This is a genomic window from Streptomyces sp. NPDC048275 (assembly GCF_040652275.1).
Lineage (GTDB): Bacteria > Actinomycetota > Actinomycetes > Streptomycetales > Streptomycetaceae > Streptomyces.
This window is the reverse complement of record NZ_JBEZLR010000167.1, coordinates 1-11,990: the sequence shown is the minus strand read 5'-3', so window position 1 is coordinate 11,990 and position 11,990 is coordinate 1. Positions and strand designations below refer to the sequence as shown.

The following is an 11,990-nucleotide window of genomic DNA, read 5'->3' as shown; positions in this document are numbered from 1 at the left end:
ACGATCGCCCGCGCCATGGGATCGGCGGACAGTGCCTGGCGCCAGGCGCTCGCCGCGACCACCATCGCCGACCTCGTCCGTGACACCGGCGTCAACGCCGGCCCCCATGTCCTGGCCGGCATCCGCGACTGGCTCGCCGCCGACAAGGCCACCTGACCGCCCCCTTTGTCCCCGATCCCCGCCCGCCCGGAGGCCCGCTTCCGTCCGCGGCCTGCAGCCGAGACGCCCCGCCGCCATGGGGGCGGCGGGGCGGGCCCCCGGGCGCGGGCGGGAGCCAGGGCCGAAGACCGCCGCCGCGGCGCGGAGCGATCCGCGGTACGCCCACCCGTCGACGGCGTCACGGCCGGCCGCGCCCGTTCACGGACGGCAGCCCGCCACCGGCGTCGGCCGCACCGGCCCGCACGGGAGAGGCGGCACGCGGGGAAGCGCGGGGCAAGCGCGCACCCGGCCGCTGCGCAGGGCCTCCCCGGCCCTGCGCGGCCGGCCTCCCGCGCCACGGCGACACCTGCCGGGCCCGCGGAGAAGACGCTGCCGCATTCCCCGGCCGGGCGGCCCGCGTGTCCGCAGTTCCCTCGGCCGGCCACCGCGCGCCACGTGCATGTTCGGCCAGGGAACGGCGCCCGGCTTGACCGATATGATGCATTTTGTGATCTTGTTCGGGTGGCTGCGGCGCCCTCGTCCCCCCTACGGCAGCCGGTGGAAAGCAGCCCCGCTGTCACCGGTGATCCTCACCGTCCTCATCGCCGGCCTGGCGTTCTCCACGCCGAGGGAGATCGCCATCAGCCGCCTTCTGCCCGCCGCCCCCGCCCTCGCCGCCGCAATGTGGCCCGTACTTCCCACGGTCCTGCTGGGGGCGTTCTGCCTGCTGGCCATGATCGGCCTCAGCTTCTTCTACACCGACCTGGGGACGCCGTACACGGCGGCCGCGATCGTCGCGGTCACCCTGGCGGCCGCCTACGCCAGCCATGTCCGGCTCCAGCGGGAGGAGACGCTCCTGCAGGTCCGGCTCGTCGCCGACGCGGCCCAGAAGGTGCTGCTGCGCCCGCTGCCGCGCCGCATCGAGCACGTCGAGATCGAGTCGCTGTATCTGGCGGCCCAGGAGCAGGCCCGCATCGGCGGCGACTTCTACGAGGCGGCCGGCACGCCGTACGGGGTCCGGCTGCTGATCGGTGACGTACGGGGCAAGGGCCTGTCCGCGGTGGGGGCGGCCTCGGCGGTGATCAGCTGCTTCAGGGAGGCCGCGTACGACGAGCCCGACCTGAGGGGCGTCGTCCACCGCCTGGAGGCCAGCATCACCCGCCACAGTGCTGCGTTTCCCGGCCAGGACCTGCCGGAACGCTTTGCCACCGCTCTCCTCGCCGAGATCCCCCACGGCGGCGGCCACGTCAGACTTCTCAACTGCGGGCACCCCCCGCCGCTGCTTGCGCAGCGCGGGAAGGTCCGCGTCCTGGGGCCCGTCACCGCCTCGCCGCCGCTCAACCTCGCGGCGCTCATCGGGGACCGCTACCACGTCGAGGCCTTCGCCTTCGCGCCGGGCGACCAGCTGCTGCTCTACACCGACGGTGTGTCGGAGACCCGGGACCGCGCCGGTGAGTTCTTCCCGCTGGCGGACTGGCTGCGGCGCCAGGGCCCCAGGCCGCCCCGCGAGCTGCTCGACCGGCTGCACCGGGACCTGCTGCGCCACAGCGGCGGAAGGCTCGACGACGACATCGCCGCCCTTGCGGTGAGGTGCCCGGCCTCCCGGGCCCGGCAGTGCCCCGCGTAGCCGGCCGGACGGCGGACGGCGGACGCCGGACGCCGTGCCCGGCCGGGCACGGCGTCCGGCGTCCGGGATCACAGCCCTTGCCCCGCCGTTGAGGACCCCTGCCGGGGGTCAGGCCGCCGCCGGGGATGCGGCGGTCAGCTCCGGGGCGGCGAGGACGTCCTCGCCGTACAGGTCCTGCACCCAGTTGGTCTGGTAGATGGTCTCCAGATACCGCTCGCCCAGATCCGGGGCGAGGGCCACCGCGGTCAGCTTTCGCCCCTGCTGCCCGGCCAGCCAGTCCATGGCGCCGCTGACCACTGTGCCGGTGGAGCCGCCGAACACGAACCCACGCCTGGCCAGCCGGTGACAGGCCCGGATGGTGTCGGCCTCCGCCACATGCACCACGTCGTCGACATAGGACTCGTCCAGCAGCGGCGGGCGCCTGCTGGTGCCCAGGCCGGGAATCATCCGCCGGCCCGGGGCGCCCCCGAAGGTCACCGAGCCCACGCTGTCGACGGCCACGATGCGCACCGGCCGGTGCCACTCGCGGAAGTAGCGCGCGCAGCCCATCAGGGTCCCGGTGGTGCCGGCCCCGACGAACAGCACATCCAGGTCCGGGAAGTGCCGGGCGATGGCCGGGGCGGTCCTGCGGTAGTGGGCCATGCCGTTGTTCGGGTTGGTGTACTGGTTGAGCCACACATAGCGGTCGTCGGACGCGCACAGCGCGCGGACGTGGTCGATGCGCGCGCCGAGGAAGCCGCCGACGGGGTCGGGCTCGGTGATGACGTGGACCTGGCTGCCCAGGGCCTCCATCATCAGCCGGGTCGCCAGGTTGCAGCGGGCGTCGGTCACGCACAAGAACCGGTAGCCCCTCCCGGCCGCGATCATGCTCAGGGCCACGCCCAGGTTGCCCGAGGACGACTCGACCAGAACCGAGCCCGGCCTCAGCAGGCCGTCGCGTTCGGCGGCGTCGACCATTTCGGTGGCGGCCTTGAGCTTGATCGAGCCGGCGAAATTGAATCCCTCGCATTTGAGGAACAGCTGGCGCCCGAAGATTTCCTCGAGATCGACGTAGAGGTCGTCCTCGTTGTAGGCCTCGGGAACGGATATGACGGGCATGGTCGTCTCCTCGACTGCGGCTCAGTGCCTCCCGGCCGCTGACCTGTCTCGGCGTGGCCCGGGGAAGAAATCCGGCGGCGACGCCCCGCCGGAACACCTCCAGTACGCCCGAACCGGCGCAGCCGTGTCATGCCACCGAAATTCGGGACTTGACACACGCCCCGTTCGCGCCTATACAGCCGCGGCTGTGCCCGGGGGAGAGGCGGAACCGGCGTGACCGCCCCGCGGGGCGGTCCACGCGCATTCCCGGGCGATGTCCCAGCGGATGGAACGGACGCCTGCGATACGCGGGCGCAATCCGGGCGGCGCACAAAGAAAGCAAGGGAAAACAGGGCGCCGGCCGGCACCACGGTCGGGCTACCAAGTCCGGCGCATCGTGTCAAGTCACGACAATCCGGGGCAGGACAGGAACTCCCCGGCCGGTCCTACTGGAGAGGCGGGCATCACGCATTTTGTCCGCACCGACCGAAGCCGACCGAAATGTTTTCAAGGAGCTCACGTGCCAGGGAAATCCGCCGAGGTGCTGACGGCCGATCCGGCTGACAATCCGGCCCTCCAGGACGGCGTGGCAGGCGGCCCGCCGGCCGGCACCGAGAAACTTCTGGCCGAGGTGCTGGCCGGTGTCGTACGCGTCGGACAGGTACCGGCCGACAGCCACTTCTTCAACGACCTGGGCGCCGATTCCCTCGTGATGGCCCAGTTCTGCGCACGGGTCAGGAAGCGGGCGGACCTGCCGGCGGTGTCGATGAAGGACATCTACCGGTACCCCACCCTCCGCAGCCTGGCCGCCGCGCTCGCCGACGCCGCGCCCACCCCCGTCCCGTCCCCGGCGGCCCCGGCCGCGCACGTGCCGCCACCGGCACCGGCCGGCGCACAGGCACAGACCGAAGTGCCGGCACCGGCCGGCGCGCAGGCACCGGCCGAAGTGGCGGCAGCATCCCGTACCCGGCGCTACATCGTCTGCGGAACGCTGCAGTTCCTGATCTTCCTGGGCTACTCCTACGCCGTCGCCCTCGTCGCCGCCCAGGGCTACGAGTGGATGTCCGCGAGCTCGGGTCTGCTCGACCTCTACCTGCGGTCGGTCCTGCTCGCCGGCGTGGGCTTTTTGGGCCTGTGCACCTTCCCGGTCGTGGCGAAGTGGACGCTCATAGGCCGCTGGCGATCGGGCGAGTTCCCCCTGTGGGGCATGGCCTATCTGCGTTTCTGGGTCGTCAAGACCCTGATGCGCACCAGCCCCCTGCGCCTGTTCGCCGGATCACCCCTCTACGTCCTCTACCTCAGGGCGCTCGGCGCGCGGATCGGCAAAGGCGTCACGATCCTCACCCGCGCGATCCCGGTCTGCACCGACCTGCTCACCGTGGGGGAGGGCACGGTCATCCGCAAGGACGTCCTGCTGTCCTGCTACCGCGCCCACGCCGGCCGGATCCAGACCGGCCCCGTCACCCTCGGCAGCGACGTGCTCGTCAGCGAACACACGGTCCTCGACATCGACACCACGATGGGCGACGGCGCTCAGCTGGGCCACGCCTCCTGCCTGCACACCGGACAGCGGGTGCCCGGCGGGGCACGCCGGCACGGCTCGCCGGCCCAGCCGACCGAGGTGGACTACCGCACGGTCGGCCCCGCCGACTGCCCCACCGCCAAAAGGACCCTCTACGGCGTGGTGCAGCTGCTGACTCTGCTGGCGGTGTATCTGCCGCTGGCGATGGGCGGCGTGAGCATCCTGCTCGCCGAAGTCCCGCAGCTTCACGGGCTTTTGACCCCGCAGCAGGCGGCCTTCACCAGCCCGGCGTTCTACGCCGATGCCCTGGCCATCTCCCTGGTCGTCTTCCTCGGCTCCCTGCTCGCCGGCCTCCTTGCCGTGGGCACCGTGCCGCGCGTGCTCAACCGGGCGATCAAGCCCGGCAAGGTCTATCCGCTGTACGGCCTCCACTACGGCATCCACCGGGCGATCGCGCTGCTCACCAACAGGAAGTTCTTCACCACGCTCTTCGGCGACAGCTCCGGCATCGTCCACTACCTGCGCTACCTCGGATACGACCTGTCCCGCATCGAGCAGACCGGGTCGAACTTCGGCACCGAGGTGAAGCACGAGAACCCGTACCTGAGCTCGGTCGGTACCGGCACCATGGTCGCCGACGGACTGTCCCTCATGAACGCCGACTTCTCGAGCACGTCCTTTCGTGTGTCCCGTACGTCGATCGGGCCCCGCAATTTCCTCGGAAACCGCGTCTCCTACCCCGCACAGGGCAAGACCGGCGACAACTGCCTGCTCGCGACGAAGGTCATGGTCCCCATCGACGGACCGGTGCGCGAAGGCGTGGGCCTGCTGGGCTCACCCAGCTTCGAGATCCCGCGCACGGTGATGCGGGACAACAAGTTCAACCACCTTGAGACCGGCGACGAGCTGCGCCGCCGCCTGGCCGCCAAGAACAGGCACAATGCCCAAACCGCCGGCCTGTACCTGCTGGCGCGGCTGATCCACGTCTTCGTGATCACCCTCATCACCCTGGGCGCCATCGACCTCTACCCCGCGCTCGGCGCAGCGGCGATCGCAGGGGCCAGCGTCCTGACCCTCACGTTCACCGTCGTCCACTTCGTGCTGATCGAACGGGCCTCCACCGGATTCAAGCCCCAGAAGCCGCAGTACTGCTCGATCTACGAGCCCTCCTTCTGGCGCCATGAACGCTTCTGGAAGATGGCCTCGGTCGACTACATCCAGATCTTCGACGGCACCCCCTTCAAGAACGTGATCTGGCGGCTGCTGGGGGCCCGGATCGGCAAGCGGGTCTTCGACGACGGCTGCTTCTTCCCGGAGCGCACACTGGTCACCGTCGGCGACGACAGCACGCTGAACGCGGGGACCGTGATCCAGTGCCACTCGCAGGAGGACGGCGCTTTCAAGTCCGACCGCAGCGCGCTGGGCAGCGGCTGCACCCTCGGGGTCGGCGCCTTCGTCCACTACGGCGTGACGATCGGCGACCGCGCGATGCTCGCCCCCGACTCCTTCCTCATGAAGGGCGAGGAAATCCCCGCGCACGCCCAGTGGGGAGGAAACCCGGCCCGGGACATGCCGGGCGCCACCAACTGACATGACACCGCGACACCAGCAGCCGAACAACCAGCAGAGGAAAGACCCGATGGCCACGCATGTGAGGCGCACCCGCACCGGCCGGGAGTACTGGCGCGGCGTACTGACCGCCGGCGGTTTCACCCCCGCCCCGCGCTGGACCCTCCACCCGGTGACCGGCGTGGGCCAGTACGAGACACCGGTCCCCGACGACACCGTCAGCGGGCTGCACCGGCTGGCGGACGAACTGGCGGTGCCGCTCAGTTCACTCCTGCTGGCCGCGCACGCCAAGGTGCTCGCGGCACTGTCCGCACAGCGGGAGATCACATGCGGCTACGCCACCGGGAGCGGCAGCCCGCTGCCGTGCCGGCTCACCACCGCCCCCGCCTCCTGGCGGGACCTGGTGCACCACACCCACCAGGCCGCCGCGGAACTGCAGGCACACCAGGACATCCCCACCGAGGACATCGACGCACTCAGGCGCGAACTGGGCCTGACCGGGCCGCTGTTCGAGACCGTCCTCGATGCCACCGCGCTCGAGCGGGACCTCACCGAGGACACCGCGCTGCGGGTGGCCGTCTTCCACCACGACGGCCGGCTCGTACTGCGGCTGAGCCACCGCACCGAGATCCTCGACGCCGACAGCGCCGCCCGCATCGCCGGCTATCACCTCAGGGCGCTCGCGCTGATCACCGCCGACCCCGACGCCGAACACGCACGCCAGAGCCTGCTGTCCGCCGAGGAACTGCACATCCAGCTCGAGCAGCTCGCCGGACCCGTGCGCACATTGCCTGATGCGCGGGTGCATGAACTCTTCGAGGACCGGGTGCGCACGCATCCGGATGCCGTCGCCGCCGTGCACGCCGGAAGGCAGTGGACCTACAGGGAGCTCAACACCCGGGCCAACCGGCTGGCCCACGCCCTTCGCGCCCGCGGTCTCGCCCACGAAGGCGTCGTCGCGGTGGTGAGCGAACGCAACCTCAACTGGCTGGCCGCCGTCATCGCGGTCTTCAAAGCCGGAGGTGTCTACCTCCCCATCGAGCCGCACTTCCCGGCCGAACGCATCGCCGCCACCCTCTCCCGCGCCGCATGCACCCTGATACTGACCGAACCCGGCCACACCACCACCCTCGACCAGGCACTCGAGCATCTGCCCGAAGTCCGGACACTCCTCATCGACGCGGCCTGGGAAGAAGACCACCCCGACGACGACCCGGGCATCCCCGTCACACCCGGCCAGCTCGCCTACATCTACTTCACCTCCGGCTCCACCGGCGAGCCGAAGGGCGCGATGTGCGAACACGCCGGCATGCTCAACCACCTCTACGCCAAGATCGACGACCTGCAGATCGGCGAGGGACAGACGGTGGCCCAGACCGCGCCGCAGTGCTTCGACATCTCCCTGTGGCAGCTTTTGTCCGCACTGCTGACCGGCGGACGGACCCTGCTGGTCGAACAGGACGCCATCCTCGACGTCCCCCGCTTCCTCGACACCATCACCGACGCCAGGGCCACCGTCGTGCAGGTCGTGCCCTCCTACCTCGAAGCCGTCCTGACCGAGCTCGAACAGCGCCCCCGCACCCTGCCCGACCTGCGCTACGTGTCGGTCACCGGCGAGGCACTGAAGAAAGAACTCGCCGCACGCTGGTTCACCGCCCAGCCCCGCACCGCCCTGGTCAACGCCTACGGCCTCACCGAGACCTCGGACGACACCAACCACGACGTCATGCACCGCACGCCGGAGAGCATCCTGCTCGGCCCCCCGGTCAACAACGTGCGCATCTACGTCGTCGACGAACACCTCACCCCGGTGCCACTGGGCGCCCCGGGCATGATCGCGTTCTCCGGGGTCTGCGTCGGCCGCGGCTACATCAACGACCCCGAACGCACCCGGAGCGCCTACCTGGCCGACCCGCACCGCGAAGGCACGCGGCTCTACCTCGGCGGCGACCACGGCCGCTGGCACCCCTCAGGAAAGCTGGAGTTCCTCGGCCGCCACGACACCCAGGTCAAGATCCGCGGATTCCGCATCGAGACCGGCGAGATCGAGAACACCCTGCTGCGCCTGCCCGGTGTCCGCGACGGCGCGGTGGTCGTGGCCGAACGCGCCGGCCAGAGCAAGCACCTGGTCGCCTTCTACTGCAGCCCCCGCCCCCTGGACACCCAGACCCTCACCGACCGACTGGGTGCCTTTCTGCCCCCCTACATGATCCCGGCGGCCTTCCACTGGCGCGACAGCCTGCCGCTGACCGCCAACAGCAAGACCGACAAGAAGGCACTGGCGGCGCTCGCCGCCCGGCTCGCCCCCGCCGAGGACGGCCACGAGCCGCCGGCCACACCGGCCGAGCAGCACCTCGCGGCCGCCTGGGCGAAGGCCCTCGGCGTCCCGCGCGAGCGGATCGGACGCCGCGACCACTTCTTCGACCACGGCGGCACCTCCCTCGCGGCGGTGAAGCTCGCCATCGCCCTGGACCGCGCCGTCTCCCTCACCGACATCACCGCGCACCCGGTCCTCACCGACCTCGCCGCCCTGCTCGACAACGCTCCCCAGCGCCGTACACCCCAACCGCCGGCCTCCTCCTCAGCCCCACCGAAAGGAAAAACACCCTGCGGTGCCCGGCACCGGCAGGCCGTTTGACACCGTCATGGCCGCCTCCCACGCTGGTGGGAGATGGTCCATCCACTCAAAGGGAGATCATCATGGCGACAAGCGCCCCGAACCGCATCCGGCATCTCGTCGGCGCGTTCTGCGCTGCTGCGCTGCTCGCCGCAACGGTGGGCGTGGCAGCCGCGGAGGCAGTGCCTGGGACGACGAAGGCCACGGCACAACCGTCGAGCACGGCACCGAAGGAGCCCTGCACGGGTTACCACTACGACGAGGAGCACAACCGCGTCTGGGATCCGCCGGGCTGCACCCCGCCATGAGGTGAGGCGACACCGCCGCCCTCGCGTTTTCTCACCGGGCCGGGTGGTGCCGCCGACCGGCGATGACGTTCAAAGGTGTGTCAGGACGTGATCACCGACACCGAATTCGAGCTCCCGTTGGCCACGTAGACCCGGCGCCCGTCCGGGGACACCGTCACCCCCGCCGGGTGGGAGCCGACGGGGACGGGCTTGCCGACCGTGCGGTTCGTCTCGGTGTCGATCACTGAAACGGAGTTCGAGCTCGCGTTGGCCACGTAGACCCGCCCGTCCCGCGACACCGCCACCCCCGCCGGGGTGTCGCCGACGGGGATGGGGCTGCCGACCGTGCGGTTCGTCGTGGCGTCGATCACCGACACCGAACCCGAGGAGCCGTTGGTCACGTAGACCCGGCGCCCGTCGGGGGACACCGCCACCCCCTCCGGGTTGGCGCCGACGGGGATGGGCTTGCCGACCGTGCGGTTCGTCTCGGTGTCGATCACCGACACCGAGCCCGAGTCGGAGTCCAGGCTGGTCACGTAGACCCGGCGCCCGTTCGGCGACACTGCCACCCCCGCCGGGAAGGGGTCGACGGGGATGGGGCTGCCGACCGTGCGGTTCGTCTCGGTGTCGATCACTGAAACGGAACTCGAGCTCGCGTTGGCCACGTAGACCCGCCCGTTCCGCGACACCGCCACCCCCTGCGGGGAGTCGCCGACGGGGATGGGGCTGCCCACCGTGCGGTTTGTCGTGGCGTCGATCACCGACACCGAGCCCGCGTAGCTGTTGGTCACGTAGACCAGGCGTCCGTCCGGGGACACCGCCACCCCCTCCGGGCGGGAGCCGACGGAGACGGGGCTGCCCACCGTGCGGTCCGTCGCGACGTCGATCACCGACACCGAACTCGAGGCGAAGTTGGCCACGTAGGCCCGGCGCCCCTCCGGGGACGCCGCCACCCCCTGCGGGGAGTCGCCGACGGGGATCGACAGCACGGATGCTGCCGGGGGTTCAGGACTGGGGGAGCGGCACTGTGTCAGGTAGAGGCCGCTGCCTCCCGCGGTCAGCATCACCAGCAGCGCCCCCGCAATGAGCCCGGCCCGTCGGCGTCTGGGCCGCGGTGGGCGGGGTGGCAGCCGGGCCTCGTCACTGCGCGGCAGCGGCCCCAGGGGCGGGCCGGCCGGTTTCTCCGGCCCGGCCGGCGGCTCGGCCGGCGGCACGTACTCGGTCGGCGGGTCCGTTTCCCTGGGACGCGGCGGCTTCGGGGCGGGGGGCGGCTCGGACGGCGGCACCTCCGGTGGGAGAACCTGCTGCTGCGAAGGGGAGGGGCCGGGCTGGGCGGCGATGATGGAGGTGAGCCGCTGGGCGGCCTCGTCGCCGTCCATCCGCTGCGCGGGGTCCTTGGACAGCAGCCCGAGGAGGACCGGGGACAGCTCCGCTGCCTGCCGCGGCGGGGCGGGAGGCTCGAACATCAGGGCGCTCAGCATGCCGGGACCGGAGTCGCGGTCGAAGGGGCCGGCCCCCTCGAGCGCGAAGTACAGGGTGGCGCCGAGCGAGAACAGGTCGGCCGCCGGGGTCGGCGCGTCGCTGCGGATCCGTTCCGGGGCCATGAAACGCATGGTCCCGACGACCTCCAGGGAGGCGGTCAGCCGGGCCTCTCCGGAACTCGGCTCCACCGCGATGCCGTAGTCGGTCAGCAGCACCTGGCCACTGTCCGCAGGATGGGAGCGCTGCGGACTGGGGTGGGTCAGCAGGATGTTGGCCGGTTTGACGTCACGGTGCAGGATGCCGAGCCGGTGGCCCTCCAGCAGGGCGTCGAGCACGGCCAGCCCGATCCGGGCGACGTCGGCGGGCGGCAGCGGCCCGCACTCGCGCACCACCGCATCCAGGTCCATGGCACCGGGGACGAAGTCCATGACGATCCACGGCAGGCCGCCGTCCTCCACGATGTCGTGCACGGTGACGACATGGGGGTGGTTGCGCAGCCGGGCAGCGTGCCGCGCTTCGCCGCGGGCCCTCGCGATCCGGGTGCCCACCTCGCGTTCGGGGATTTCCCGCGGCAGGATGATCTCCTTGAGCGCGACCTCGCACGCCAGTTCCTGGTCGTAGGCCAGCCACACCCGCCCCATACCGCCGGCGCCGAGCCGGCGCAGGAGCCGGTAGCGGCCGGTGATCACGCGCCCGGCGTCCTCGTTCGCTCCTGTCATGGATCCCTCTTCCAGAGCGGGCCAGCAGGGCTCCCCGGCGAGCGGTGAAAGGCTCCCCCTCCACGTATCGCATAACGCCCAAAGAGTGGCAAATCGTCCCCTGGCGCGCGCCATGACGCGATGAGGTCACAAGTTCGGTTCTTTTGGACGGGCGAGACACTCGTGTCGGTGGGTGGGGCTGTGACCCAGCAGGCTGGTCGGCCGCCGTGCACTTCAGCTGACGCGGCGGGACTGAGCGTCGACCTGGAAACCGGCTGAAACACCGCGCACCTCGTGGTGGCCGAAGGGTCACGGCCCGGACAGGCCGAGCAGGGCTGCCGCATGGGTGTCGAGGATCATGGTGACCTCCTCCGGGGCGAGCCCCGAGTCGGCGATGTAGTCCACGGCCCGCAGGAAGACCTCCCCGTCCTCGTACGGAAAATCCGTGCCGAGTACGAGGCGGTCCGCGCCGAATGACGCCGCGGCGGCGACCAGCGCCGGCGTATGCACGTGGCTGACCGTGTCGTACCAGAGGCGGCCGACGGTCACCGAGGGCAGTTCGGGCGTCTCGGGGGACTCGAACGCCAGATGGTCGTCAAGCCGGCGCGGCAGCAAGGGCAGCGCCCCGCCCAGGTGCGAGGCCAGGACACGCATCCGCGGATAGCGCACGGGGATGCCCGCGAGGATCAGATGCATGACCGCCACCGTGTCCTCGACCGGCGCCCCGACCATCCACGTCATGCCGTGCTCGGTGATCAGCGGGCTGGCGGCACCTTCGCCGGCCGGGTGGATGTACAGGACGGCGCCGCGCCGGTCGAGCTCCTCGTGGACGGGGCCGAAAAGCGGATCGGCGAGTGTGCGGCCGAGTACGGTCGTGGTCACCGGGATCTTCCGAGGATGCCTCGGCCTTCAGGCCGGGGAGGAATCGGACTCCTGCGGAGCAGGGCAGGAAACGGGATTTCGCCCCCAGGGC

General features: G+C 71.1%; 7 protein-coding genes. 4 read left to right on the top strand and 3 right to left on the bottom strand.

The window, feature by feature from the left end:
* The first annotated feature begins 646 nt into the window (after positions 1-646).
* Entirely contained in the window at positions 647-1,765 is a 1,119-nt protein-coding gene (locus tag AB0D57_RS45795) for a PP2C family protein-serine/threonine phosphatase (RefSeq protein WP_362088441.1), read from the top strand.
* Between the two features lie 108 nt (positions 1,766-1,873).
* Here AB0D57_RS45795 and sbnA read toward each other — a convergent pair whose 3' ends face one another.
* A complete protein-coding gene (sbnA, locus tag AB0D57_RS45790) occupies positions 1,874-2,863 on the bottom strand; it encodes a 2,3-diaminopropionate biosynthesis protein SbnA (RefSeq protein ID WP_362088439.1) in 990 nt (329 codons plus the stop codon).
* Positions 2,864-3,428: 565 nt separating this feature from the next.
* On the opposite strand from sbnA, the gene AB0D57_RS45785 reads away from it, so the two are divergent.
* From AB0D57_RS45785 to AB0D57_RS45775, 3 genes are all read left to right on the top strand, one after another.
* Complete coding sequence (locus AB0D57_RS45785; protein WP_362088443.1) at positions 3,429-5,954, top strand: Pls/PosA family non-ribosomal peptide synthetase; 2,526 nt, start codon at positions 3,429-3,431, stop codon at positions 5,952-5,954.
* A 49-nt stretch (positions 5,955-6,003) separates the two neighbouring features.
* Positions 6,004-8,571: an amino acid adenylation domain-containing protein gene (locus AB0D57_RS45780; protein WP_362088437.1), complete on the top strand. Its 2,568-nt coding sequence runs from the start codon at positions 6,004-6,006 to the stop codon at positions 8,569-8,571.
* A 62-nt stretch (positions 8,572-8,633) separates the two neighbouring features.
* Positions 8,634-8,858: a hypothetical protein gene (locus AB0D57_RS45775; protein WP_362088435.1), complete on the top strand. Its 225-nt coding sequence runs from the start codon at positions 8,634-8,636 to the stop codon at positions 8,856-8,858.
* A gap of 80 nt (positions 8,859-8,938) precedes the next feature.
* On the opposite strand, the gene AB0D57_RS45770 is transcribed toward AB0D57_RS45775, so the two are convergent.
* Entirely contained in the window at positions 8,939-11,038 is a 2,100-nt protein-coding gene (locus AB0D57_RS45770) for a serine/threonine-protein kinase (RefSeq protein WP_362088433.1), read from the bottom strand.
* A gap of 288 nt (positions 11,039-11,326) precedes the next feature.
* Complete coding sequence (locus AB0D57_RS45765; RefSeq protein ID WP_362088431.1) at positions 11,327-11,899, bottom strand: amidohydrolase family protein; 573 nt, start codon at positions 11,897-11,899, stop codon at positions 11,327-11,329.
* Positions 11,900-11,990 lie beyond the last annotated feature (91 nt).

Bases quoted from the DNA above. Each gene is read 5' to 3' on its own strand.
- sbnA (WP_362088439.1), bottom strand. From the start codon at position 2,863: ATGCCCGTCATATCCGTTCCCGAGGCCTACAACGAGGACGACCTCTAC.
- AB0D57_RS45780 (WP_362088437.1), top strand. From the start codon at position 6,004: ATGGCCACGCATGTGAGGCGCACCCGCACCGGCCGGGAGTACTGGCGC.
- AB0D57_RS45775 (WP_362088435.1), top strand. From the start codon at position 8,634: ATGGCGACAAGCGCCCCGAACCGCATCCGGCATCTCGTCGGCGCGTTC.
- AB0D57_RS45770 (WP_362088433.1), bottom strand. From the start codon at position 11,038: ATGACAGGAGCGAACGAGGACGCCGGGCGCGTGATCACCGGCCGCTAC.